Annotated in this window: 28 protein-coding genes and 2 tRNA genes; 10 read left to right on the top strand and 20 right to left on the bottom strand. The window is 38.4% G+C overall.

The genetic code is table 11. The annotated features are described in order from the left end of the window. Nucleotides 1-80 precede the first annotated feature (80 nt). Nucleotides 81-839: a hypothetical protein gene (locus HO345_RS03890; RefSeq protein WP_366796546.1), complete on the top strand. Its 759-nt coding sequence runs from the start codon at nt 81-83 to the stop codon at nt 837-839. 53 nt (nt 840-892) lie between these two features. Here HO345_RS03890 and HO345_RS03885 read toward each other — a convergent pair whose 3' ends face one another. From HO345_RS03885 to HO345_RS03865, 5 genes are all read right to left on the bottom strand, one after another. Continuing rightward, nucleotides 893-1957 carry a tetratricopeptide repeat protein gene (locus HO345_RS03885; protein WP_253684007.1) on the bottom strand — a complete coding sequence of 355 codons (1065 nt, stop codon included), beginning with the start codon at nt 1955-1957 and terminating at the stop codon, nt 893-895. Further along, complete coding sequence (locus tag HO345_RS03880; RefSeq protein WP_253684005.1) at nt 1954-4734, bottom strand: FG-GAP repeat domain-containing protein; 2781 nt, start codon at nt 4732-4734, stop codon at nt 1954-1956. The genes HO345_RS03885 and HO345_RS03880 overlap by 4 nt, the downstream gene beginning before the upstream one ends. 125 nt (nt 4735-4859) lie before the next feature. Further along, nucleotides 4860-5480, bottom strand: a complete 621-nt coding sequence (gene rpsD, locus HO345_RS03875; RefSeq protein WP_010696008.1) for a 30S ribosomal protein S4 — start codon at nt 5478-5480, stop codon at nt 4860-4862. Nucleotides 5481-5586: 106 nt separating this feature from the next. Continuing rightward, nucleotides 5587-5660, bottom strand: a tRNA-Arg gene (locus HO345_RS03870). A gap of 32 nt (nt 5661-5692) precedes the next feature. Beyond that, nucleotides 5693-5764 (bottom strand) — tRNA-His (locus HO345_RS03865). Nucleotides 5765-5907: 143 nt separating this feature from the next. On the opposite strand from HO345_RS03865, the gene HO345_RS03860 reads away from it, so the two are divergent. After that, a complete protein-coding gene (locus HO345_RS03860) occupies nt 5908-6465 on the top strand; it encodes a hypothetical protein (RefSeq protein WP_253684003.1) in 558 nt (185 codons plus the stop codon). A gap of 79 nt (nt 6466-6544) precedes the next feature. Here HO345_RS03860 and HO345_RS03855 read toward each other — a convergent pair whose 3' ends face one another. The 9 genes from HO345_RS03855 to HO345_RS03815 all read right to left on the bottom strand — a co-directional run bounded on the left by HO345_RS03855 (nt 6545) and on the right by HO345_RS03815 (nt 15100). Further along, nucleotides 6545-6871 carry a DsrE family protein gene (locus tag HO345_RS03855; protein ID WP_010690196.1) on the bottom strand — a complete coding sequence of 109 codons (327 nt, stop codon included), beginning with the start codon at nt 6869-6871 and terminating at the stop codon, nt 6545-6547. Between the two features lie 13 nt (nt 6872-6884). Then, a complete protein-coding gene (locus HO345_RS03850) occupies nt 6885-7964 on the bottom strand; it encodes a hypothetical protein (RefSeq protein ID WP_253684001.1) in 1080 nt (359 codons plus the stop codon). A gap of 21 nt (nt 7965-7985) precedes the next feature. Next, complete coding sequence (locus HO345_RS03845) at nt 7986-8918, bottom strand: ABC transporter permease (RefSeq protein ID WP_010696004.1); 933 nt, start codon at nt 8916-8918, stop codon at nt 7986-7988. Nucleotides 8919-8920: 2 nt separating this feature from the next. Beyond that, nucleotides 8921-10018 (bottom strand): ABC transporter permease, encoded by a 1098-nt coding sequence (locus tag HO345_RS03840; RefSeq protein WP_253683999.1) that lies wholly within the window; start codon nt 10016-10018, stop codon nt 8921-8923. Beyond that, entirely contained in the window at nt 10011-11534 is a 1524-nt protein-coding gene (locus tag HO345_RS03835; RefSeq protein WP_301338712.1) for an ABC transporter ATP-binding protein, read from the bottom strand. The genes HO345_RS03840 and HO345_RS03835 overlap by 8 nt, the downstream gene beginning before the upstream one ends. A gap of 87 nt (nt 11535-11621) precedes the next feature. Next, nucleotides 11622-12695 carry a BMP family lipoprotein gene (locus HO345_RS03830; RefSeq protein WP_253683998.1) on the bottom strand — a complete coding sequence of 358 codons (1074 nt, stop codon included), beginning with the start codon at nt 12693-12695 and terminating at the stop codon, nt 11622-11624. Between the two features lie 137 nt (nt 12696-12832). Continuing rightward, the gene (locus HO345_RS03825; protein WP_253683996.1) at nt 12833-13759 is read right to left on the bottom strand and encodes a ribonuclease Z; all 927 of its coding nucleotides are present in this window, start codon (nt 13757-13759) and stop codon (nt 12833-12835) included. A gap of 65 nt (nt 13760-13824) precedes the next feature. Continuing rightward, entirely contained in the window at nt 13825-14469 is a 645-nt protein-coding gene (locus HO345_RS03820; RefSeq protein ID WP_253683994.1) for an L-2-amino-thiazoline-4-carboxylic acid hydrolase, read from the bottom strand. Further along, complete coding sequence (locus HO345_RS03815; RefSeq protein ID WP_253683992.1) at nt 14459-15100, bottom strand: TetR/AcrR family transcriptional regulator; 642 nt, start codon at nt 15098-15100, stop codon at nt 14459-14461. The genes HO345_RS03820 and HO345_RS03815 overlap by 11 nt, the downstream gene beginning before the upstream one ends. A gap of 164 nt (nt 15101-15264) precedes the next feature. On the opposite strand from HO345_RS03815, the gene HO345_RS03810 reads away from it, so the two are divergent. Together HO345_RS03810 and HO345_RS03805 are read left to right on the top strand one after the other, a co-directional pair. Beyond that, nucleotides 15265-15528, top strand: coding sequence for a type II toxin-antitoxin system Phd/YefM family antitoxin (locus tag HO345_RS03810; RefSeq protein WP_253683990.1), 264 nt, complete (start codon nt 15265-15267; stop codon nt 15526-15528). Next, nucleotides 15528-15836, top strand: a complete 309-nt coding sequence (locus HO345_RS03805) for a type II toxin-antitoxin system RelE/ParE family toxin (RefSeq protein WP_253683988.1) — start codon at nt 15528-15530, stop codon at nt 15834-15836. Before HO345_RS03810 ends, HO345_RS03805 begins: the two co-directional genes overlap by 1 nt. A gap of 79 nt (nt 15837-15915) precedes the next feature. Here the strand turns inward: HO345_RS03805 and HO345_RS03800 are convergent, their stop codons facing one another. Continuing rightward, on the bottom strand, nt 15916-16308 hold the full coding sequence (locus HO345_RS03800) for a type II toxin-antitoxin system HicB family antitoxin (RefSeq protein WP_253683986.1): 393 nt from the start codon (nt 16306-16308) through the stop codon (nt 15916-15918). 16 nt (nt 16309-16324) lie between these two features. Next, complete coding sequence (locus HO345_RS03795; protein WP_253683984.1) at nt 16325-16504, bottom strand: type II toxin-antitoxin system HicA family toxin; 180 nt, start codon at nt 16502-16504, stop codon at nt 16325-16327. Nucleotides 16505-16656: 152 nt separating this feature from the next. Here HO345_RS03795 and HO345_RS03790 point away from each other — a divergent pair, with 152 nt between their 5' ends. The 4 genes from HO345_RS03790 (at nt 16657) to HO345_RS03775 (ending at nt 18575) form a co-directional block, all read left to right on the top strand. Beyond that, the gene (locus HO345_RS03790) at nt 16657-16848 is read left to right on the top strand and encodes a hypothetical protein (RefSeq protein WP_253683982.1); all 192 of its coding nucleotides are present in this window, start codon (nt 16657-16659) and stop codon (nt 16846-16848) included. Nucleotides 16849-16979: 131 nt separating this feature from the next. After that, nucleotides 16980-17162 (top strand): type II toxin-antitoxin system HicA family toxin, encoded by a 183-nt coding sequence (locus HO345_RS03785; protein WP_253678786.1) that lies wholly within the window; start codon nt 16980-16982, stop codon nt 17160-17162. After that, nucleotides 17162-17563: a type II toxin-antitoxin system HicB family antitoxin gene (locus HO345_RS03780; protein ID WP_253683980.1), complete on the top strand. Its 402-nt coding sequence runs from the start codon at nt 17162-17164 to the stop codon at nt 17561-17563. The genes HO345_RS03785 and HO345_RS03780 overlap by 1 nt, the downstream gene beginning before the upstream one ends. 439 nt (nt 17564-18002) lie before the next feature. Beyond that, on the top strand, nt 18003-18575 hold the full coding sequence (locus tag HO345_RS03775; RefSeq protein WP_253683978.1) for a hypothetical protein: 573 nt from the start codon (nt 18003-18005) through the stop codon (nt 18573-18575). 228 nt (nt 18576-18803) lie between these two features. Here the strand turns inward: HO345_RS03775 and HO345_RS03770 are convergent, their stop codons facing one another. Together HO345_RS03770 and HO345_RS03765 are read right to left on the bottom strand one after the other, a co-directional pair. Then, nucleotides 18804-19229: a type II toxin-antitoxin system VapC family toxin gene (locus HO345_RS03770; protein WP_253683976.1), complete on the bottom strand. Its 426-nt coding sequence runs from the start codon at nt 19227-19229 to the stop codon at nt 18804-18806. Then, complete coding sequence (locus HO345_RS03765; RefSeq protein WP_002690512.1) at nt 19207-19458, bottom strand: hypothetical protein; 252 nt, start codon at nt 19456-19458, stop codon at nt 19207-19209. The genes HO345_RS03770 and HO345_RS03765 overlap by 23 nt, the downstream gene beginning before the upstream one ends. 505 nt (nt 19459-19963) lie before the next feature. Here HO345_RS03765 and HO345_RS03760 point away from each other — a divergent pair. Together HO345_RS03760 and selB are read left to right on the top strand one after the other, a co-directional pair. Continuing rightward, on the top strand, nt 19964-20311 hold the full coding sequence (locus tag HO345_RS03760) for a hypothetical protein (protein WP_253681804.1): 348 nt from the start codon (nt 19964-19966) through the stop codon (nt 20309-20311). A gap of 131 nt (nt 20312-20442) precedes the next feature. Continuing rightward, the gene (gene selB, locus HO345_RS03755; protein ID WP_253683974.1) at nt 20443-22215 is read left to right on the top strand and encodes a selenocysteine-specific translation elongation factor; all 1773 of its coding nucleotides are present in this window, start codon (nt 20443-20445) and stop codon (nt 22213-22215) included. 20 nt (nt 22216-22235) lie between these two features. On the opposite strand, the gene HO345_RS03750 is transcribed toward selB, so the two are convergent. Further along, nucleotides 22236-23885: a Na/Pi cotransporter family protein gene (locus tag HO345_RS03750; RefSeq protein WP_253683972.1), complete on the bottom strand. Its 1650-nt coding sequence runs from the start codon at nt 23883-23885 to the stop codon at nt 22236-22238. Between the two features lie 114 nt (nt 23886-23999). Beyond that, entirely contained in the window at nt 24000-25256 is a 1257-nt protein-coding gene (locus tag HO345_RS03745; protein WP_253683970.1) for a cation:proton antiporter, read from the bottom strand. Between the last annotated feature and the right edge of the window lie 79 nt (nt 25257-25335).

The raw sequence follows: 25335 nt of genomic DNA, 5'->3' as shown, positions 1-25335 counted from the left end.
ACATAATTGCCAATTACCCATTAACCATTAATTTACGTCTACTTGCATTTTATAGCGTATTTTTTTATACTAACTCTGTTATGAGAAAATTTTTTACCGTAAACCGTATTATGTATGCATCCGCTTTTTTTGCGTTGTGTGTTGCACTCGTGCTTAATATTACCACTCAAATTCCTCTTGCCGGGTTCATTTTGGTTGTACGGTGGATTGATGTTGCCGTTAATGCGGTTGCCGCCTGTTTGTGTGTCTTTTTGTTTATAAAACCGGGCTGCAAAATGATTACGTATTTATTGTTTTTTATCGAAGGCGGGGTTACCGCCCATATGGGTTTTGTCGGCATAGGCACCCTCCTTTTTACCGCAGGCTGCGTTATGGTTTTTGTAAACGGAGATTTTAAAACCCGCTATAAAGAAAAGATCGCAGCACTCTGTTTGTACTGGATACTCATTACGATAGGTCTTTATTTTTCGTTTAATATAAAAATGGCAATCTTCGAAATTGCACTTACTCTTTTTCACTTCGGGCTTCTGGTCTGCCTCTATAAAAAACTGGAATCAAAGCTATCCTTTCTTTTGCCTGTTGAAGAAATTATTAGTCCTGAAATTCCGCTCCCTGCCAAGGGCTCAGCCTTATGCTTGTCGGACTACGGCATTTCGGATCGGCAAAAGTTTTTTATTCAAGGTACGGTAAACGGCGGAAAAACATACGAAGAGCTTGCTGCCGAATATCATGTAAGCACTTCGGTTGTAAAAAAAGATATGGCAGCAGCATGCCGTCTTTTCGGTGTAACAAACAAAGAAGATTTAAGAATTTTGCTGCTGCAGTATAAAATTGAGTAAAGATAATAGATAAACGCTATCGGCACTTTACGCTCGCGTCGGGCTTGTTGATTTTATCTTAAACCGTCGGCTTTTTTCAGCCATTCATAAAAATCAAGACCGGAAACATCCCCGTCAGGCATAAAGAGCCGGCCGTCAATAAGCGGAATTACATCTTCTTCTACCAAGCCTATGATTGCATCAAAGAAAACTCCGTCAATGGCGACATCCTGTATGGGGCTAGATTTTCCGCTATAGACATATTGTCGGCTGTATTGAGTGAGGGCTTCATTGTCATTCCCTATAAGAAGGTGCCACAAAAAAAGAGCTGCATCCTTCCTTGTTGCCGTTCCCTTTGAAATATTGACTGAATCGTCATACCAGCCCGCAGCCTTTAGCCTGTCTGCAAGCATTGCAGGCCGCCAAAAAGCCGTACCCGTAATTGAATCAAGGGCATGGGTATTGTCCTGAGTAAGGGTTGTCATATCTATTAAGCTTATCTTGCTTTGAGTTAAAATTTGAGCCGTAGAGTTTTTAACATCCGAATCCACCTTATAGAATTTACGGCAGTACTCCCTCTTTTCACCGTAAAGAAGACTATACTCTTCATTTAAAAAGTCCAAGGAAGCATCAAAGGCAACAAGCGCCCTAGTATAATCTTCCATACGATAATAGACAAAGCCCAGCTCAGATTGCAGCCTGTATGCCCTCGGATTCAATTTAATCATCGAAATCAAATAATCTCTTTTGTCTTCAAGCTTGTCGGTTAGCCGCGATTTAACCAACTGCACGTATTCTTCATGCGGATTATAGCTTTCCGCAGTTTTAAGCATTTTTTTTGCAGAAGCCTTGTCCCTGTTTAGTAAAAAGTAATCGGCATAAAGGGCATACACCAAGGCAAGATAGGACCTATCCGATGAAGGAGAGGCTAAAAGAGCATTTAAATCCTTTTTTATCTCTTCAATCTTTTCTTGATTGTTTTCCCTGTACTGCCTGACTATGTTAATTTCAATATGTTCTACATTCCGAATATTATCTTGAGATAACGTAGTAGAATAAATCGAATCTTTTTGTATTGTTGAACAAGATACAAAAACCATCAAAACACAAAGCAGCAAAAGAAGAAATTTATTTTTCATTTTGAAACTCCCATATAAGAATGAATGCGGTTATCTATACCGCAGGTTATCAGTTCAGGCCGGCCGTTTCCGTCCACATCGATTAGATAAGGGATTCCCGTGCCTGCAACAGGAAAACCGTTTATAGGAGAAAGGTTAGCACTATAAGCATATATGGAATTTCCTCCTCCCGAAACAAGCACATCATCATAACCGTCCGAATCAAGATCAATTAAGGTAATAAGATAATCGGATGCATTTTTTTGCTTTAAAGGAATTTTATCTATTATGTTGCACTCGGTATCTATCTTATATAAAAAGCCGTTATCGGTAATCAAAAAAAACATTTTTAGCTTTTCGGAATAAACGGGTTGAGTTTTACAAGAGCTATTAAGGTCTATGGAATAAACCTCTCCCTCTTTTCCCTGAATAAGTGAAGGCTTAAGAGAGAACAAGCCCTGCTCCGTCAAGACGGCTTCATAAGTATTATTTTTATATAGAATAGGCTGAACCGCCGAAATACCGTCAAGCTCTTTAGGATAACCTGAAATAATTTTTCCCTTATCATCAAAAACATACATATAGCTGTCAAAGGAACGGGGAATAGCCGTAATAAAATTACCGTACACTGCGGGAGTGGTCTTTAAACGCGTATTCATCTCATCCGAATAATAAAAGGAAGCTGAGCTGTCTACATATAAAAGAACGGGCTTATTTGCAACGGGCACAACTATCTTGTCCTGTATAATCGCCGGAGAAGAGCTTAATTTTTCTCCGGTTAAAATAGGAAAGCCTGAGGACACTTCCAGATTATAATCCGTTTTGTAAACGGTTCCTCGAGCAGATACGGCCCAAACGGAATTCACAATGCCCTTTTTAATATCGAGGTTCAAATAAGCCTTATCATCGAGTTTAATCGACTTTAATTGTTTATCGGCTAAATTTAGGGCATATAGGTTTGTTCCGCTTACCCAATAAGCAAAGGGCACATTGTTTGTTCCCTTTCCGCAATAGATGTACGAGCTCAACTTTGAATTAAATTCGAATGGAAAGGCGGAAAGCTCTCCCAAGGAATGAGCCTCTGTTTTTTGGGCATAAACCTCAAATTTAACGGTTCTTTCTTTTTCAAACCGGATTGAGATCAGACCCCGTCCGAAACCTTTTAATACTGATTGTAAAACCTGATTTGTTCTTAAAAAAGAAGGAACCTGATTTTCCAAATTATAATAAACAAAGACGGAGGTTTCGGGAGAAAAAGCTTTTGTTATGTTTTTCCAGTTTTCGGTTTTTACAAGCAAGTCGCCTCTTTTTACGTCATTTAATGTAGAAGCTAGAGCTTCGGCACTCTGCGAAAGATAAAGATAGCCGCCTTCAATGACATAAAAAGGAGTGGGAAGCTCAACCTTAAAGGCCCGTAAAAGAGCCGTTAAAATATCGGGAAATTCTATACGCGGTATTCTTATGCCGTCAACAAGGGCCGAGATATTTCTGTTTACAAAAAATGAGGTATAGATTAATTCGAAGGCTTGCCTGCATAGTTTTTCGTCTTTTAAGGAAACAAAAAAGATAGGAACATCTGATTGTTTTACTTCAAAAACGCCTATCTCTTCGCCCATCCACGAAAAAAGCAAATCATCGATGCTCTTATTAAAAATAAATTTGGATGCCTTATTTGCAGAATTATAGGATTGTAATATAGATGAACCTAAAATATCTTTTCCGTTTTGGAATAAAAATTGAGGGTCTCCCATGTTTATTAAACTGATATAGTCGGCCGATTTCGGAAGCCTGTTCAATATTCCCGGAATAAAGGCCTGCCTTTGAAGAATAGTATTTAAGCCCTCGGATTCGGTTTCCCACTTACAAAGTCCTGAAAGTCTTATATCTTTATAATCCAAACTAAGATCTATTTTTGCATTTTCCGGAAATTTAAGGGCACGCACAACATTATTGCTTATGGAATCGTCGTTGGGCGTATCCTTGGTAAAATAATTTACATCGCTTAATATGCTTAAAGTTCCGCCCTTCTTTTCTTTGATAAATTTACGCAAGGTTTTAATGTGTTCATCTTCATGCTTTTTAGACAGGGCCGAAAAAAATAAATCTTTGGATGTAGAAGCAATTACGGAATCCTTATAATTTAAGAGATATATAGCTTGACCGCCGCCCAAATCATATTGCCAAAAACTTATACCGTTTTCTTCAAGAGCTTTAAGCTCTTTTAAGTCAGCCAATAAGTCAGGTTTAAATTTTAAAATAAGGGGTAAAAGCCTTGTTCCTGCCGAACGGAAGCCCAGTTTAGCAAAAATCAAGAAACTACCGTTGGGATAGGCAGCTATGTCTAAACCGATATTTGAGGCAGAACCGAACCACCATGAACTCAGCATTGGAGAGGCTCTAAAAGAACGGATAGTTCCCTGCAACTGAGCGGTTTCAGGCGAGTTTAAAACCGAATCAAGGGTCTGCATTGAAAGAGTTTTTTGTAAAAGCTCCCCTGCAGAATCTATGTTCACATAGGCATAATGCCCTTCAGGTAGATATTCTATAGGATTTATACCGTCAATTGCGGAATAAATAAGAAAACCTGCAACAGGTAAAAGCAATACAAGTACAATGACCAAAAAAGTCATTCCGATTTTAAAGAAAACACCGTGCTTTTTTTTGACTTTTACTTCTTTTTGTTCGGGCCTTTTCTTTTCTTCCAAGGAAGCTTCGTTATCATTTTCTACAACATTATTTTCTACAACAACGGCTTCATCATTTTTTTGATCTAATACGGTTTCGGGATTATCGCTCATCTAAATTCTCCAAATTCAATTGTGCATACTATTATAGAACTAAAGAAGCAAAAAATCAAGCATCGTGAAAATAATAAAAAACGGCTCATCCTTTGAATGAGCCGTTTTATGCAAGAGCTTAAACCTTAAGCATTTCTTGAATAGTATTCAACAACGTTCTGGATATTTCCTACGGGCTGAATATCCGTAGTAACAGGTAAAATATTTACCGTTGCAGAAAGTTTTTCGTCATCAACTGTGAGCCAAGAACCTCTCGCACTTTGAGAAGTACTCATATTATGACGGATAAGGTTTTGAATACCTTTTTTATTTTTTGTTGTAATAACATCGTTTACACTTACGCACATCGAGGGAATGTTTACGGGCTTTCCGTTAATAAAGAAATAAGCATGCGTGACCATTTGTCTGGCCTGTGCACGGCTGATAGCAAAGCCCATTCGATAAATCGTATTATCCAAACGCTGTTCCATCAAGGAAATCATATTATCACCGGTAACACCGGGCATTCGGCTTGCTTTTTTATATAAATTCCTAAACTGCCGTTCCGAAATTCCATAAGCAAATCTGAATTTTTGTTTTTCCTTTAATTGTTCACCATAAACAGAAGTCTTGCCCCGTTTTCTTGCGCCGCGTTCTTTTCCGGGACCATTCGGCTTGCGATCCAAAAGTTTGTCATATTTTGGGTTGCCGTAAATATTAACGCCGAGTCGTCTAACTGTTTTTCCCTTAGGCTGTTTAATCGCCATTCGTCACCTCTTATAACAATAAAATAGATTTTTAAGCCTATCAAAATCAGACTGTTTTGTCAAGTAATTAAAAATTATGGAAACAGTAAAATAGGCGGCAAATCTATGCGCCCGACACGATTCGAACGTGCGACCTGCGGATTCGAAGTCCGATGCTCTATCCAGCTGAGCTACAGGCGCAAAAGATGTAGAACTTTATCAGCTCTGCATAGGGTGGGTAGTGGGATTTGAACCCACGACAACCAGAACCACAATCTGGCGCTCTACCCCTGAACTATACCCACCAAGTACAAGGGACATTATGCTAAAAAACACAAAAAATGTCAAGGTCTTTTTTTTACAAAATTAGACAAAGTTCGGTTTTTAAGCCTTGAAGACTTAAAAAAAATAGTGTATAATTTTACTTATAAATCAAAAGGAGATTTTTATGTCGAATTTAAAAGCAATTGACCTTTTTGAAGCTTATGCTCAAAACAAACTTCCAATGGATCAAGGATACATCGTTTCATCCTTTTTTAAGGAAGATTCGGCCTACAGTGTTTATGAAATAATTTCATATTCAACCGTAAAAGATATTTATATGACAGGAGACGGATTAACCTTCCAAACAAACGGAAAAAAACTTTTCTTATTGGTAGAACCGGCAAACTTCCCGCACAAGGCAACCGAACCTGTATTTAGAGATAAGAATTTTCAGGTACCTTTGAGATTTAAAGAATCCAATGTGTACACTGCAAAAAATCAATCCACCATTATTTACAGCAAAGCTCCCCAAGAAGCTATTTCGGCTTTTACGGTAGTAAAACCGGTGGGCATCAACTTTGCCTTCCTTTTTTATCCTCTTCCGGATACATTTAAGTCTATAGAACTTTTCTTTGAAAAAACCTTAAATCAAGAAGCAGTTATCCCTGTAAGCGATGCAAAACAAATAGCTAAGGAGTTTGCAGCCCTTTGCGAAAAAGTTTTGACATGGCCTAAAGACTAAGAAGCTCAAAATAACAAGATTTAAAGAGGTACCTATGATTAAAAAACTCCGGGTACCTTTTTAATTTTATAGTGCATCTTTATTCTATCGTATATTCGATAAAACCTTCGGCTTTCCGGCTTATAATTTCGCCTATTCCGGCCCTGACGGTTCTAATATTTTTATAGTTTATATCGGGCATGTTTTGTCCTGTAAGGGCATTGTGACATAGGGCTATGTCTAGTCCCGAATCCGTAAAATCGTTTTCAAAATTTTCAAAGTATTTTACAACATCCCCTGCAAAAACAACTTCAATTTCGGCAGTATCGCCCGTTTCTTCACAATATCTTTTATAATTAGTTATCTTGTGTTTTAACTTGTCTATTAAGTTAAACTTTTCAATCCTAAATAAAACCTTATAATGCATAATTCCTTCCTTCTTATAAATCTTCAGCCGGTGGTATAGACGGCTCAGGCGGAGGTCTCCGCTTTGAATTGTGTTTTTCGATTTCGGCATCCAAATTTTTAATATCGGATCTAATCAAAAATGGAGAGCCCATTGCAAAGACTTTCCCGTCATCCAGTATATAAAGAGGCAAATTTTCTAAAACCGAAAACTGTGCCTTGGGATAGGTATCGGGAACGGCATGAGTGCCGGGGCCTGCACCAAGGGGCTTAAAGCTTAAAAATAGGCCTTGGGTATTTTCAGCATTTGAATCCGAAGAAGTTGTGTATTTTCCCGTTTCATAATTGCGTAAAATACTGCCGGTATTGGTAAGGCATGAATAAACAAGGCTGCCTCTCTTTAAAAGGCGGGGAAATTCGTAACCGGTTCCGTCATTTCCCTTTACAATTACTTTTTTGTCATTATACTCAAGGTCATCAAGCCAATATCGGAAACGGATATAATCGTCTCCGGTAAAAAAGTAAGCATCGATTGAAGCAGGAGCCTCGTTAGGATAAAGAAGGATACCGTCAGGACTGCCCTGCTCTATCCAAAATCCGTCCAAGATATTCTTTTTATCGTCAAGGGAGCTTTCAGAATTTTCATCTTTTGTTTCTAAAAGATTATCCGAACTTTCTTTTTTTACCTCATAAGGGATTTTTTTATAAAACGAAGTAAAAAAGAAGTTATTTTCTATACATACGGGAAAAACAACGGCTTTTTTAACATAGGGATAGTTTACTCTTAAATAAAATTGACTTTTAGAATTTTCAAGAGCTTCTATAGAGGAAGAAAAATTTCCCATTTTTTCATACACAAAGCGGTAATAAGGCTTTAAAATAACCCTCATATCGAGAGAATCTTTTTCCCTGTCTCGTGAAAATTCTATAAACCGGCCTCCATTCTCCCAGATGCCCTCTATACCGAGAGTCTTTTCGGACAAGGCAGTTTCGGTATTTTCTTGCCCAAAAAGATTAAGAGCAGGCCCAAAAAAATCAAAGGCCGGCCCAAAGAAATTAAAGGCTATAAAAAGAGTGAATATAAAGCTAAACGGCCGAAAAAAACGTTTTTTCATAGGCACTTCCTTGATTAAAGCTTAATAAGGCTCCCCGTCAGCCTTGGGAGCCGCCGAATGTTTACTGAAAAGAACAAGGGCTATCAATGTTACCACATAAGGGAAAATTTTAAGCCAAACAGGCGGAATAAGGCTCAAGGAAGGAATAACCTGAGATACGTTTGCAACCGTACGGGCAAAACCGAAAAAGAAGGTTGCACCCAAGATGCCTAAAGGCTTCCATTGACCGAAGATTAGGGCTGCAAGGGCTAAAAAGCCAAGGCCGTCAACACTGCCGTTAAATTCGCCGGAATAGGTTACAAGAATAACGGCTCCGCCTAAACCGGCCAAGGCACCGCTCGCACATACGGCAAAGTAACGCATCTTATGAACATTTACGCCGGCACTGGCTACAGCCGAAGGATGTTCTCCGCAGGCTCGGAGCCTTAGGCCGAATGAGGTCTTATAAAGTAAAAACCAAGAAAAAACCAAAATAGCCAAAACAAGCCATGTACTCCAATAGCTTTGAGAAAAGAATAATGGCCCCAAAACAGGAATATTCGCCAAACCGGGAATATCTTTTCTGATTATGCTGTTTACACGGACATTTCCCGAACCTAATATGGCTCTTGCGGTATAAACCGTCAAGGCTGCAGCCAACATATTTATGGCAGTACCGCTTATAATCTGATCAGCCTTTAATGTAATTGAAGCAAAGGCATGTAAAAGAGAATATAAGATTCCCATAATTACGGCAGCTAAAAGGCCTATGGGGACAAGAAGGCCTGAGGGTATCAAGCCTTCTAAAAGATGGATGGTAATAGCTGCAGCAAAGCTGCCTACAAGCATGAGGCCTTCAAGCCCTAAATTTACTACTCCACTCCTCTCGCTATAAAGACCGCCCAAAGAAGTAACTAAAAGCGGAATCGTATATGCTATAACATAGGGAAATATTGAAGTTAAGGTATACCACATAATTAGTTCGCCTCCTTGACGGTTTTTTCCTTATTTTTTTGGATTTTAGACCAAAATTTCTTTAACAATAAACTTGTAGCCGTAAAATAAATGATAACTGCGATGATGGTATCGGCTATTTCGGGCGGAACATTTGTGTTGGCACTCATAAAGCCCTTCCCCACATGGAGAATACCGAAAAAGATGGAACTTAAAGCAACACCTATCGAATTTCCGGCACCTAAAAGAGCAACGGCTATTCCGTCAAAACCTTGAGAAGGTAAAACACCGATCTGCATGTTAAGGGAATAACCTGCATAATAGGTTAAGCCTGCAAGACCTGAAAGAGCTCCGGCAATCATCATAGAAAAGATAATATTTCTGTTTACTTTGATGCCTGCATATTCAGCTCCGCTCTTATTATATCCTGCAGCCTTCAGCTCAAAGCCAAGAGTCGTTTTATCCAATATTATTTTTACAAGAATAATTCCTAAAATACCTAAAAATATGCCGTAATTTATATACTCGCTTCCGAAGAGATTACTCAGCCATTCTGCCCTCAAAGTGTGTTCTACAGCAATGGAGCGGCTTTCGGTCTCGATAAATTCGGCTTTTAGATAGCCTTGAACCGAATAATAAACTATCCAATAGGCTATCCAGTTCATCATTATGGTAGAAACAACCTCATGTACATTGAATACGGCTTTTAAAAGTCCCGGCAAAGCAGCCCAAAGGGCTCCTCCAATCATAGCGGCTATTATTAAAACAAGCAACAAAACAGGGCGCGGCATTGAGCTGTTTAGGGCTATAAAGGTCGCAAAAAGACCTCCAATCAGCATCTGTCCTGAAGCACCGATATTAAAAAGCCCCGTTTTAAAAGCAAAGCTGACCGAAAGGCCTACAAACAAAAGAATCGTAGCCGTTGCAAGGGTGTTTCCTATACGCTCTATATTCATTAGGCCGCCCCGGAAAAGGTAGGAAAAGGCCGAAAACGGATTTGTTCCTAAAACGGCTATAAAAACGGCACCGGCAATAAGGCCGAGTAAAACAGCGGAAAAACTGATAATAAAATTGTTTTCGGCTATATTAAAGTCTTTAAATCGTATTTTAAGCTTACTCATTTTTACCTCCCATGCCGGCCATCATAAGCCCCACTTCTTCGGCGGTGGTTTCTTCTGGGCGTACAATCCCGCTTAAAGCCCCCCTGTGCATGACCGCTATCCTATCGGAAAGGTTAAATATTTCGTCAAGTTCAAAAGAAATTAAAAGAACAGCCCTTCCGTTATCCCTGTGTTTTACGAGTTCCTTGTGGATAGATTCTATAGCTCCTACATCAAGACCTCTAGTAGGGTTTACCGCTATTAAAAGAGGCGGATCAAGGGTAATTTCCCTGCCCAAAATCGCCTTTTGCTGGTTGCCGCCGCTCAAATCCCCTGCTTTGGATTCTATGCCTGAACCGGAGCGGACATCGAAGACTTCGCTGATTTTTTTGGCAAAGCTTTTTATTTTTTCCTTATTTAAAAAGCCGTGTTTTTGAAAGTTTTTTGTGTAATAGGATTTTATGACCATGTTTTCGGCAATAGAATACTGTAAAACGAGACCGTGTTTTTGCCTGTCTTCAGGAACATGGCCTAAGCCCGATTCGGCTCTTTTTCTTACGGAAAAGTTTGTAATATCTTTTCCGTCTAAAAGTATACTGCCGGACTCAACCGGCATGAGCCCTGAAAGGGCATAAACAAGTTCACTTTGACCGTTTCCGTCTACGCCGGCTATACCTACGATTTCCCCTGCCCTAACCTCGAGAGAAAAATCGCTTACGGCAGGCAATTTTTTTTCTTTTAATACGTTTAAGTTTTTAATTTCAAGAATCGGCTTTCCCGGATTTGAAGGCCCTTTCGGAACCTTAAAGTCTACAGGACGGCCCACCATCTTGGAGGCAAGTTCATTTTTGGTTGTAGAAGCGACATCGACAACATCTATTAATTTTCCACGCCGTATAATCGTACACTTGTCGGCTGCATCCAAAATTTCCTGTAATTTATGGGTAATAAGAATTATGGCCTTACCTTCTGCGGCAAGGTTCCGCATAATCTGCATAAGTTCGTTTATTTCTTGAGGGGTTAAAACTGCCGTAGGTTCATCGAAGATGAGAATGTCGGCATTCCTGTAAAGCATTTTTAATATTTCAACCCTTTGCTGCATACCTACAGTGATATTGCTTATAAGAGCATCAGGCTCAATAAAAAGACCGTATTTATCGCTTAACTCTTTTATGCGCTTTTCGGCTTCTTTTTTGTTTAGGATAAAACCGCCTTCTTTACCCAAAATGATATTTTCAGTTACGGTAAAATTATGGATGAGCTTAAAATGCTGATGCACCATTCCTATCCCCAGATCGTTTGCATCGTTAGGGCTGTTTATTTTTACCTTGTTTCCCTTTACGTAGATTTCTCCTCTATCGGCATGGTAAAGACCGAAGAGAATACTCATCAGGGTCGACTTCCCCGCTCCGTTTTCTCCCAAAATCGCATGTATCTCTCCCTGTTTAACGCAGAGGCTTATATCATCGTTTGCCACAATTCCGGGAAATTCCTTGCGGATATTCTTCATTTCAATCACATAATCACTATGGGACAATTTGAACTCCTCAAAAAATAAGAAACGGCCCCCTTCCTTGGAAAGGCACTTTCTTTAGAAAGAGGGCTTTGTAAACTTCTTTAAGTTTTATTTAAATAAATCACCTTGAGCTGCACTTACTACAATCTCGCCGTTCTTTATTTTTTGATAAATTTCGTTTACCTTTTGCTGTACATCATCGGAAAGGTTAGGATTTTTAGCAGGAATTCCTACACCGTTTTCTTTTACAGAGAACAATAATGAGCGCCCGCCGGTAAATGTTCCATTCAATTCTTCTTTAATCATATCATAAGAAGCTTTGTCAAGATACTTCATTGCAGATGTAAGAATTATAGAAGAACCGTCTGCTATGATTCCTTCTGCGTATTGATCAACGTCAACACCTACTACCCAAACTTTTTTTCCTGCCTGAGTTCTGGTTTTAGCTTCATTTATAACGCCTACACCAACACCTCCGGCTGCAGCATGGATTACCGTAACGCCCCTGTCATACATGGAAGCAGCAATCTGCTGACCTGCTGCAATGTCGGAAAATCCGCCCTGATATATGAAGTTTTCAGGATAAATCTCAATTTGGGTACCGAGGTTTTCGTTTGCATATTTAATACCTTGCTGCCATCCCCAGTTAAATTTTTGTACCGCAGGGATTTCCATACCGCCGATAAAACCGAAATTTCCGGTTTTTTGCTGTAAAGCAGCGGCAACACCGGCCAAGAAACCGGCTTCATTTTCTAAAAAGCTGATTCCGATTGTATTAGGTCCGTTTTGAGCATCCCATGCATCGGCAGGATGAGCATTTCCGTCGATTATGATAAATTTTGCATCCTTGTACTTGGACTGGGCCTTAAATACAGCCGTCTCAAATTTAAATCCGGGACAAACAATAAATTTATATCCTGAATCATATAGGTTTGAGATTTCTTTGATGTAGTCGGCTTCGGTTGTTCCGACAGGTTTTAAATATTTAACCTTTACACCAAGATCTTTTTCGGCTTTTTTAATACCTTCCCATGTTCCTTGGTTAAAGGATTTATCGTCTATAGTTCCGGCATCTGTAACCATACCAACCATCAAAGCCTTTTTGCCTTCTTCTTTGCTGCAAGAAGTCAGCACACCAAGAATTAGAAGACAACCGATGAAAATTTTAACAATATTCTTCATAGAAACTCCTTTTTGTATGCTAATTGTCAAAAAGTTAAGAATTAAGTTTCTTATAGACAATTAACCTAACAAAGTTAGTAAATTATACACTCTTTTTAGATTTATGTCAAATTATAAAATAGGCTTTAGAAGAATTTTTAGTCTTCATATTCCAGTTGAATATTCATTCTGTCTTTTGAAAGGATTGTTTCGGGGAAAACTTCTCTGGCATGGTCCAAAAGGACTTTGAGTTCGTTATCGGTGTACCTCGGACTGTAATGAATCAGGGCCATCTTTTTGACCTCGGCATCCTTAGCGATTTGAGCCGCCTGCGTACAGGTCATGTGTTTTTTTTCGGCAGCATCTTTTTCCATACCTTTTTCAAACATCCCCTCGCATACAAAAAAGTCGGAATGTTTTACTTCTTGAGCAATGGAGGGTAAATATTTTGTATCGGTTACAAAGCTGAATTTTCTGCCCTTTCTTTTAGGCCCCATAACATCTTCGGGGCGGATAGTTTTTCCGTCAGCGGAGACTACTTCATTTCCTCCTTGAAGTTTTGACCAAAGGGGCCCGCATGGAACATTTAAGGCTCTTGCAGCATCGGGATTAAATTCCCCCGGCCTCTCAAACTCTTCAAAGGTGTATCCCATACAGGGCTTTGTATGATCCAGCCAAAAAGAACGTACCTGAAATTCCTCGGTAGAATAAACGATGCCCGGCTCCTTTATTTCTTTTACGATAATTTCATAATTGATATACATATCTAAAACTTTCCGGCTGGTTTCCACATATTCGGCAACCTTTGGAGGGCCTATTATATAAAGAGGTTCCTCCCTGTCAACTTGGGATGAAAGCATCAGAAGTCCCGGAAGCCCCGTTATATGGTCGGCATGAGTATGGCTTATAAAAATAGCATTGATTCTTTTCCAGCGCAAATTTAGGCGGCGCAAGGCAACCTGAGTCCCCTCCCCGCAGTCAAACAAAAACAAATCGCCCTCACGGCGAAGCAAAACCGATGTTAAATGTCTATATGGAAGCGGCATCATTCCGCCGCAGCCTAAAATAAAAGCTTCAAGATTCATTGGAAGCCGATTATAAGCGATTTTTTACAAAAAAGCAAGGCATTGAAAAAACTGCCGGAAAAGAATTACTCGCCTTTGTTTTTTATCCAATAGTCGCAGTCTTCGTATCCGTCGGCAACGGTGTGTTCTCTGTAAAGAGTGCCGCCGAAATGTTCCATAACCGCCTTATCCGTTTCGCAAAAATACGGCATCAATTCACCGTATCCGTTCTTTTTTGCAAAATCGGCAATGGGGCATCCGATCAGGTGAATGCTGATTCCTTCTTTGTGATGCAGCGGGTTTATTTTCATTCCCCATGTATTGTTCCATGAGCCGTCTTCTTTGTGCTTGTTCAGCTTGCGTGCTCTAAGCCCGAAAAGCCCGTGAAAGAGTTTTTGCACCAGCCTATTGTTAAGGTTGAACCGCGAAAGCTGACCGCCTTTTTTATTGCCGATCATCATACCGTAACACATAGCCGTAATTTCATCGGGAAGCATACTGCGGTTCATACATTCATAATACGCAAAGGCCGAAAGGGCTCCGTAAAAGTTTTTAGACATCGGATTGTCTTTGCCGCCGATGCTCGGTGCATCATTTGCAAACTTTTCGTAGGTTTCAATAACCTCCCGATACTTTTTTTCGGCCTCATCAGGTTGAAATTTCTTATTCAGTTCATTCCTGATCCAATCCGCAGACATTTGCGGAATTTCAAAATTTTTTTCAGCTGTCATTTTCATTCCCCCATTCCTTTTGCATAAGTGCAATAATTCCTGTTTCATATATTTTTCCTATCATTTCCATACACCGGATAATTGTTTCCCTGTCCTTGTCCGAAATGATGAGCCTAAACAGAGTTGCAATATAACCTTCCATCAAGACTTCTATCGTCTGTTCTTTAATAGGGCGAATGGTTTTTTCTTCAATATTTTTTACGGTTTTATTGATAGTCACAGCGTTTCGTCCGGCTATGGTATCAAGAAAATTCTCGTACTTTGTCCCCTTTGCCCCGTTTACAATGAGTTTTACGGCATCTCTATCCGCAATCAGAATATCAACGATCTTAGGAATATTCGGGTAGTAGACCTTGCCCATACCGTAGAGCCGTTCTTTTTTAGGCAAAGCATCCATCTCGCTTCTGATACGGTCAAGTACCTCCATCAACTTATTTACTACCGGATCGGTAATTGCATAAAAAAGCTCTTCTTTTGAGTTGAAATAGCCGTATAATGCTCCGGGCGTAAATCCTGCTTCCGATACAATCTTCCTAAGAGGAGCCGCCTGATAGCCGTATTCAAGAAAATATTTTTTTGCACTTTTAAGTATCAGATCTTTTGTATCTTCCGTCCGCTTGCAGGCTTCCATCTTACCCTCCAATTATATTACTTAGTAATATTACTAAGTAATATAATACTCTTTCTCGGCACACTTGTCAAGCCGATATTGCATAATTTTTTATATAGCCGTATTGAATATTTTGATAAAATTATGATAAGATTATGATATGAGAGTTTTTATTGGAGGTGTTAATGATGCAAATAAGACCTGTTTCAGATTTACGAAATAAATTTTCAGAAATAGAGAATATTGTTATTTCAAATAAAAGTCCTGTGTTTCTTACGAAAAACGGCTACGGTTCTATGGTACTAATGAGCCTTGATATGTACGAAAGTCTTACAGATAATGTAGAAAATAGACTTGATGAGGCTGATTTTCAGGCTGCTTCAACCAATGTTAGGCTTTCCCATGAAGATGTATTTTCTACTATTCGCTCTCGAATAAAGTTAGATTAATGAAAAAGTATATTTTGCGTTATCTTCCTTTAGCAAAACAGGATTTAGACGGCATTATAAATTATATTCAAAATAATTTACAGAATTCTATTGCAGCAGAAAACACACTCTCAAAGATTGAATCTGCAATACTTGAAAGACTTGACAACCCGGAAGATTTTGCAATATGGAACTCAAAAAAACAACGGCCATATCCATACAGAAGAATAAATGTCGGAAATTATACAGTCTGGTATGTTGTAATTGATAACATTATGGAAATAAGGCGAATTTTATATTCAAGGCGTTACGAAGAAAATTTAATTTGATTGATTTATAGATATAAAAAACACATTCAAAATCTTTGCGCTCTTTGCGCCCCTTGCGGTTAAATAAAATCATTCTTTGCTACAACCCAATCTGCAATTTTGCTTTAAGGGCATTTTGCAATTCTTGCGAAAAATTAAGATTGGCTGTTTCGGCCTTGTAGTTTAACCATGCCGGAATGGTAACCGTCTTTTTCACCGATTTTTCTGAAAATTGCCTGCGCCATTTATCCGTATCGGCTATAACATAGTTTACAAATCCGTTTTTTATTTTTACCTCCGATATATTACTGGCTTTTGGTATTGCTTGATTGTTATCTTCATAATGGGCAAGCATCATAGCTATGGCATCCTCTGCCATTTCTATAGCTTCAGTTACTGTGTCTCCGAATGTAAAACAGCCTGAAATATCGGGAACTCTTACCCCTATTTTTCCGTCATCATTTTCAAAAATAACAGGATATGTATATTTCATTTTTACCTCCACTATCCTATTTAATACCGGCTTCTTTTAAAATATTATGTGCAGTTCCTTTTGGAATATCACCTTTATGACGCGGTATTGCTATCATTTTTCCGCTTTCTTTGTGAATTGCTTTATCATGTTTTGCTCCGGCTATTATTTCATAACCGGCTTTTTTTAGGAGCTTTATAATTTCATTGGATGTCATAGCTCAACCTGCAAGAATATTATAGCACGTATTAACACGTATTGTCAATCGTTTTTTGTGGAGTTTATCTTGTTGGCTAAATTGTAAAAAATATGCAGGTATTAAACAAAGTAGATTGACAAAGAAATAAGCATCATATATGATACCATACAATGGTAAAAGAAGGTTCAAAAATTGATAACATTTCTATAAATCAGTTTATAACGGCTGCAATAGGCGAAAAATTGACAGCACTACAAAGCGAAAACTATCTTGAAAAACGAGCAAAAAAAGGCTCTAAAGAAAAGTTTTTAGCCGTTTTGGATAAAGCTCCAGACATCAGACCTGAAGAATATGATATGTAATTGTGGGAGCTTAATTAAATTTTAATGGGTTATTTTTTATTTAGATTTCTAAACTCTAATCTTAATTTCGAAACATAAAAAACTTATTCTCATATCTTGACAATACAACTTATATATTGTATTATTTAAATATGACAGGTAAAGAAATAACCAAAATATTAAAGAAAAATGGATGGACTATTGATAGAATAAAAGGGTCACATCATATCTTCATTAAAGACGACAAAACTATTCCTGTGCCTGTTCATGGAAACAAAGACTTACCTATAGGTACCGTAAAAAATATTTTCCGCCTTGCCGGAATTAAGGAGTGATGATGAAATACTACTGTACATTAAAAAAAGAAGACGGAGTTTATTATGTTGCTTTTCCTGATCTGCCGCATGTCTTTACTTTTGGGAATACAAAAAAAGAAGCCTTAGAAATGGCAGGAGAAGCATTAAACGGAGTTTTAGAAAGTGAAACATCACGTGGAATAAAAATAGCTCTTCCTAATTTTATTTCTGAATATGCTGTTGAAGTTGAACCTAATATTGCATTTGCTATTATGCTTCGTAAAAACAGAGGAAATAAAACGCAAATTGAAGTAGCAGATAAACTCAATATATCATATCAGCAATATCAGAATTTAGAAAACCCTAAAAAAACAAATCCGACACTAAAAACAATAGCTAAATTGCAAAAAATATTTAACTATAAATTTATAAATTTTTAGACCATAAAAATTTTCCCCCCAAAATTCCCAAATTTAAGACTTGACAAATCATCGTTTATGTCCTAGTATCACCTTTATGGTAAAACTAATTTTAAACGGCTTACAATTTAATTTTTCTCAAAACTCAAATTCGATGTTGAAAAATACAGAGAAAAATGTTAGCCTAAGTTTACCCCCCCCCATTTCCTCTATTAGTTCTAATATCTCTAATCGATAGATGTTTATTTTATTTTTTTTCTCATGTTAAAGAATCTTTTTTATTAAGCAGTACTTTCAATAAATTTCTTAATTATCAAAATTTTTCCGCACGAATAAATGCTAATCCGGCTAAAATATGTTTGATTGACCTGTCGATAAAAAGACGGGTAACGGAACCGATCAATATTTTATATAAAAAATTAAATTGCAATGAAAAAACATTGCAAGAAGGATGGTTAAAATGAAAAAAATATTGATAGTTTTTTTCTGTATGATTATGGTTTCTGCAAATATTTTTGCACAATCGGATTTGCAGGGAAACGGTAATGGCGGAAAAGATAAAATAGGAGGCTGGCTAGGTTTTCCAATTGTAGGTTTATCATATTCACATGAATTTAATGATTTGATGGAATTTGATTTGCTTGTAGGAGTAACAGGTCTTCCCTTTATTTCCCGACAGCTAAATATTCGCAGCGGAGTTCTTTTTACGGTATGGGATCCTGTTCTTAAAGGACAAAAATGTCCCCTTACAATAGGAGCGGCTCTTGATATCAATTCTTATATGATTCTTATTAAACCTGCGACTATAGGTATGTCGCTTGTATGTCCGATAAGATGGGAAATAAATTTTGGAAAGGTACCTAAATTTAATATGTTTCTCGAAGTTTCTCCGTCTATAGGGTTTTCATATACACGTTTAGAGGGTGGTGTGAACTTTGGAAATATAGCAATAAATGATAAATGGAGTATTAGTTGTATACCTCAGTTCGGTTTAGGTCTTAGAGCCAGACTTCCAAACAAAAAAAATAAATAAATCTCAGGCATATTTTTAAGTTCCGTAAAAATATGCCTACCTAATTAAAATTTTTATAATAATTTCTTGAGAGCCTCTAAAAACATCAGTTTTTAGAGGCTTTCCTTAAATTTAATTTGCGATGTTTTTCATAAGTCATTGATAAATAAGGACTTATGAAAAACTCGTCGGGCATCTCTATTCCGAAGGAAGCGAAGCAAATCCAACAAGATTTTTAGAGAAACCCTCTTAATTAAATCTCTTTTTAAATATATTCTCCATCTTTGATTTACCGTGCAGGCGATAAATATCAAAATCCAAATCTATACTGATTATCCGATTGATTCCTCGCTCTTCTGCAGCTGCTACCAATGTTGCATCTGCAAAATCCATTGGCCTGTCGGAATATTTATTTATTAATTCGGAGATTCTCTTGATAGTGTTTTTATTAATATCATGAATAATAAGCCCTTTTTTCATTACCCATTCTAAAAAATTAATTTGAACTTTTATATTAAAATCAAGCATGTACATTACTTCGGTTAATACAGCAATAGTCGATACAAAACTATAATTACCGTCTTTGATAAATTCTATAATACTTAAATGATATTTATCGTCTTTATCAAACAAAGCAATAAGGGGACCTGTATCAATGAGGACGGTATTTAGCATTTATTTTCTCCTTGATTTTTTGCTTATAAGAAACCGATAGATTTGAGTTTCCGCTCCCGTATTTGCCGAAATATTCTTTTCCCAGCTCATACGAATCAATTTCCATTTCTTCATTGCGGAACAACATATCAAGAGCTTCTTTTATTAAATCGCTTTTATTCTTTTTCTTTACGGTAGATAGAAAATTAAGCCTTTGTTCATACTCTACCGGCAATCTTACTGTTGTCATGGCAACCTCCGTATTACAAGTGTAATACAAAAAAAACGGCTTGTCAAGTACAAGTATTTTTTGTGGCATTGACCTTTCCTCCCTCCAAAAATTCCCAAATTCAAGACTTGACAAATCATCGTTTATACACTAGTATACCCTTATGGTAAAACTAATTTTAATCGGCTTACAATTTAATTTTTCTCAAAACTCAAATTTAATGTTGAAAGATACAGAGAAAAATGTTAGCCTAAGTTTACCCCCCCCCATTTACTCTATTAGTTCTAATATCTCTAATCGATAGATGTTTATTTTATTTTTTTTCTCATGTTAAAGAATTCTTTTTGTTAAATGACGCTTTCAATAAATTTCTTAATTATCAAAATTTTTCCGCACGAATAAATGCTAATCCGGCTAAAATATGTTTGATTGGCCTGTCGGTAAAAAGACAGGTAACGGAACCTATCAACATTTTAGATAAAAAATTAAATTGCAGTAAAAAAACATTGCAAGAAGGATGGTTAAAATGAAACAGAAAAAAATAGTTTCAATGATTGGAATGCTTATTTTGTTGATAAGTGTTATATTAGTTACAGGCTGTTCAAGTATGAGACCTGTAGGAACGACAGCACAATTTCCTGCTGATGGAAGTAAATATGTAATATTAGGCAGAGTAGAATATCAAGGAAAGCTATCGAGCTCCGGAGCCGGATATACAAAATTGCTTGAAGTTGCAAAAGCAAAATATCCGAACGCAGATGATGTTGTTAATATAGTTATGGATGCAAAATACAAAAAAGGTTTATTTGGCGGTGCAACAATGGATTATATAATTATATCCGGCGTTGCCATAGATTACCTTGAAGTAAAGTAGCAGAGAACAATTAAAAAATCAAAACAGTTTTATATTATTAGTTCCGAAAATATAAAACTGTTCCCCCTTCCCCTAATCCATTAGTTATGCTAAAATACTCGGAATACCATACATATCGATTGGAGGAAAGAATGCCGTATATTTTGGGAACAGCGGGACATGTGGACCATGGAAAGACTGCCTTGGTAAAAAGGCTTACAGGAATTGAAACCAGTCATCTGCCTGAAGAAAAAAAACGGGGGATGACCATAGAGCTCGGCTTTGCTTCGCTTGAAGATCCTGTTCACGGTACTGTCGGCATAGTAGATGTTCCCGGCCATGAACGCTTTATCCGCAATATGGTTGCAGGCACATGGGGCTTGGATGCAGCTCTTTTAATAGTGGCAGCCGATGACGGCTGGATGCAGATGTCCTCCGATCATTTGCGTGTACTAAAGGCTATGAAGATAGACTCCATTCTTCTTGTAATCACAAAATCCGACCTTGCAGAAAAGGACATGCTTGAACTTCTAATCGAAGATGCCAATGCCCAATGCGAAAAAATAATCGGAAGGAAACTTCCTGCCGTCGCCGTATCTTCCCTTACGGGAAGCGGAATCGAGGAACTCAAAGCCGAAATTACAAAACTTCTTTCTTCATCAAAAAAGCAAAGCCCGCCTACTCCCTTTTTATATGTAGACAGGGTCTTTGTACTAAAAGGCATAGGAACCACCGTTACCGGAACATTAAGAGGAAAAGGCCTGCATACGGGCGACAGCTTGCAGATATATCCTTCAAATGAAGAATGTAGAATTAAATCGATACAAAACCATCATAAGGATGTGGAAAAAATAGAGCCAGGCACGCGGACAGCCCTCAACTTAAAGCTGGGAGAAAAAACAAATCTTGAAAGAGGAATGCTCTTAGCGGAAAAAGATTCAAATTTTGTTTTAAGCGGAAAAGAACTTTTAGTACGAATCGATGAGGTTTTTACAAACAAGGAAGGGGGCTTTAAAAATCATGCCGAAATTGAAATAGCCCTCGGAAGTGCCCATGCAATAGGCAGCATTCACTTAAACCAATTCGACAGGAGCTTGGGCCGTCTTTCTTTAGAAGAACCTATTGCTTCTGCTTGGAATCAAAGAGCCGTTTTAATAAGGCACGGAGGAAGCGAAATTCTAGCCTCGGCCAGAGTGCTCGCAAGTTTTCCAAGCTATAAAAGAATACAGTTTAAGGAAGCCTTTGAGGTTTACAGGGACAAGGAACTTCCTTCCATTCACAGTTACAAGTTTAATATTGAAGGCTTTGTCGAAGATACTAAAATCAAAACCCAAGAGCTCACATCGGATAAGAGTGAAGTCATTGAGTATGGCTCTTGGCGTTTTTTAAAAAAGAGGCTTGAGTTTTGGGAAAATAAAATTTTAAAAACGGCTCAAGAAAGTCAGGCAGGCTTCACCCTTGAAGAAGTGGACTTACCTGTTCCGCAAAGGGTAAAAACTACCGTATTAAAAAAACTTTGCGATGAAAAGAAGCTGGAAAAAGAAGCTCATATTTATAAACTGAGCGGAAGAACGGGTGAAGATATTTCTAAAAATGCAAAGGCCCTTTTGGATGCAGCCTTTAAGGCGGGCTTTGAAGGCATCGAAATAGACAAGATAAAGCTCCCTCAAGCCCGAAAAGAAGCCAGAGATCTGATAAAATTAGGCAAGCTGATCTGCCTTGAAAACTTTTTACACTACCATACGGATTTTTACAAAAAAGCCGTAAATTCATTATTTGCAAAATACAAAACAGGGGACAAAATTTCGATAGCCGATGCACGGGAAGTAACCGGCCTTTCCCGCAAATACATTCTTCCGATTCTTAACCTTCTCGAAAAAGAAGGCAAGCTAAAAAGGCAAGACAACGACAGAATTGTATTGTAAAAAATAGTTGGTAAAAATTCTTATTCGGTTTCGGCAAGGGCACGGGAAATACTAAAAGCAAAATCTCCTATTTTTTCCAGGTTGCGGACCATGTCGATGTACAAAAGCTCGGCCTTTACGTTTGCACCTTTTTCCAAGCGTGTACGGGCAAGATGCTTTAGGTGTTGTCTCATCGCATCGATAGATTCTTCCATTTCGTGGGCCATTGCAAGCTGTTCCGCTGCAAGAGGTTTATTTAAGTGCTCGTGAACAAAATGAATAAACTGATTTACAATTCCCATATAGGGCAAAAGTTTATCCATATCGTCTTGACTGATGGGCATCTTTAATTCTATACTTCGGTTTATAAAAAGACCTAACTCAAAAATCTGATCGGTCATATTTTCTATATCGTCTACAATACCGAGCATAAGGCGTACATTCTTTCTGTTTTTTTCGGATAAAGAAAGCTGAGAAGTTTTAATAAGGTATACAGAAAGCTCTTCCTGCATCTGATCGGTATAATCTTCTTTTTCGGTCAACTGCCTTATCACAAACTCTCTTGAAACGTTTTCTTCTTTGCTTAAAAGAGAACGCAAGAGGCTGAACATTTCCCGCACAATACCGGACATCTTTAGAATTTCAACCTCGGCACGAAGCACGTAGGCCTCCGTGTTTTCTTTCATGCCGGGTGCTTGAAATGTAAGAACATAGCGGGCAGGCTCTTCATCTTCTCCGGGTTTAATAAGCCGGCACACAAATTTTGCAATCTGATTTACAAACGGAATGGCAACAAGAGTGTTGATTACATTGAACAAGGTATGGAATACTGCAATTTTAGTCATAAGACTGCTAGAAGGGCAAATCAAATCCACTAAGGATAAAAACGGCGTAAAAAGAATTAGGGTAAAAACGCTGCCTGCAACATTAAACAAAACGTGTACGGCCGCCGCCCTCCTTGCATTGAGCTTTGTTCCTATTGAGGCCAATACCGCATCTACTGTAGAACCTACGTTACTTCCCAAAATTACAGCCGCAGAAAATTCCCAGCCGACTACCCCGGTATGAGCCATCGTCAAAAGAACCGCAGTTGTCGCACTCGACGAATGGAGAAAAACGGTAAGCACCAAGCCGAGGATAACACCGATTATAATACTATGAATACCTGTCTGTCTAAAAAGAGAAAAAAGGGCAATATGTTCACCCGAAATATTCGGCACGGCTGAAGCCAAAAAGTCCAAACCGGTAAAAAGGAGACCGAAGCCCATGATGGCCTCACCCAGATTATCTTTTTTAAGTTTTTTAAAAAATGTTAAAAAATAGCCTATTCCGAAGGCAGGAATGGCTATGCTTGCTATAGAAAATTTAAAACCTAGAAGTGAAACTATCCATGCCGTAACGGTCGTACCTATGTTTGCACCGAAAATTACGCCTATAGCCTGTTGAAGACTCAACATTCCTGCATTGACAAATGAAACGGTCATAACGGTTGTAGCACCGGAGGATTGAACAATGCCGGTAACAACTATACCCGTCAAAACAGCTAAAAATCTGTTTCCCGTCATAAAATTGAGTGTACGGTGTAGACTTTCGCCGGCACTTTTTTGAATACCGTCACTCATCATTTTCATTCCGTATAAGATTAAACCTAAACTTCCAAGCATCTGGAATACAAGAGAAACTACAGACATGAAACCAGTATATCAAAAAACGGAAGAATTTTCAATCCACGCTTGACAAATAGGGGAATTTAAAAATAAGAAATCAAAACTGCAATTAGATCAAGGCGGATTGAAGTCAAGATGCTATACCTGTTCCTTCATTGGAGGAGCAACGGACCTATCCGAAAATGCTTTTCCCAACAAAATAGGCACAATCATGGAGGAAACGATAATCAGCAAAATGACCGGTGCAAAGTATTCGGCTTTAACCATCCCGGCCGCAAGTCCCTTTTGAGCTACTATGAGGGCTACTTCACCGCGCACCATCATTCCCAGCCCTATCTGGAGCGATTCCTTCCGCTTAAAGCCCAACGTCAATGCCGAACCGCCGCAGCCGATTATTTTGCTGATACAACCGACAAGCACAAAGGCTATCGAAAACCATAGTAAGCTCATATTCAGTCCGCTAAAGTCCGTTTTAAGTCCGATAGAGGTAAAAAAGATAGGACTAAAAAACATATACGAATTGATGTCTATTTTCTTTTCCATATAGGAAGCATCATGCAAGTTGCACAATACAACCCCTGCAACATAGGCACCGGTAATATCGGCAATACCGAAAAATCGTTCGGTACAATAGGCAAAAATCAATGCAACCCCTAGCCCGTAAATCGAAATACGGTGAGTATGAGGATGCCTCTTATCATACCATTTGAAGATTCGGTAAATCACATAGCCTACTACCAACGAAGCGGCAAAGAACGCTGCCGTTTTTATAATAAGTGCGAGGTAGTCGCCCTTACCGGAACTTGCACCGAGTACAACCGTTAATGCAATAATGCCTAAGACATCATCGATGATTGCAGCACTGATAATTGTTTGCCCGACTTCCGAATTTATCTTTCCCAGCTCTTTCAATGCGGCAACGGTAATGCTCACCGAAGTCGCCGTTAAAATAGTCCCGATAAATAGGGCTTGATAAAATACGGGCGTTCCAAAACCGTCGAAGCCCCAAAAGCCTAAGGCCATAGCCGTACCTAAAACCAATGGAACGATAACGCCGCAAGCAGCGATCACTGTGGATTTGATACCGGATGCAACAAGTGATTTTAAATTAGTACCCAATCCGGCGGAAAACATAATCAGGATAACGCCGATTTCCGACATATATCCGATAAACTGATTGGTTTCGGCATAGATAATGTTCGGTTCAACTCCGCCGAAATTACGAAAAAAAGGCAGGTAGCGTAATAAAAGCCCTGCAACAATTTCACCCGCAACTTGCGGAATATTCAATTTTTTTGCAAGAAGGCCGAGGTACTTTGCAACAATAACGATAATTCCAACGGAAAGGACGATTTGCAAAGCAATTTCGCCAATAGGTATTTCACCAGCAGACATAAACAGCTCCTATTTTTAGTCCATTATATCACAGTATCATTTATTCGTATAGTGCCGGATTTGCCTCACCTTAAATCTA

The organism is Treponema denticola (assembly GCF_024181645.1).
In the GTDB taxonomy this organism is placed as follows: domain Bacteria; phylum Spirochaetota; class Spirochaetia; order Treponematales; family Treponemataceae; genus Treponema_B; species Treponema_B denticola_A.
Note: the sequence above shows the minus strand (reverse complement) of the source record. Positions and strands in the feature narration are given on the sequence as shown.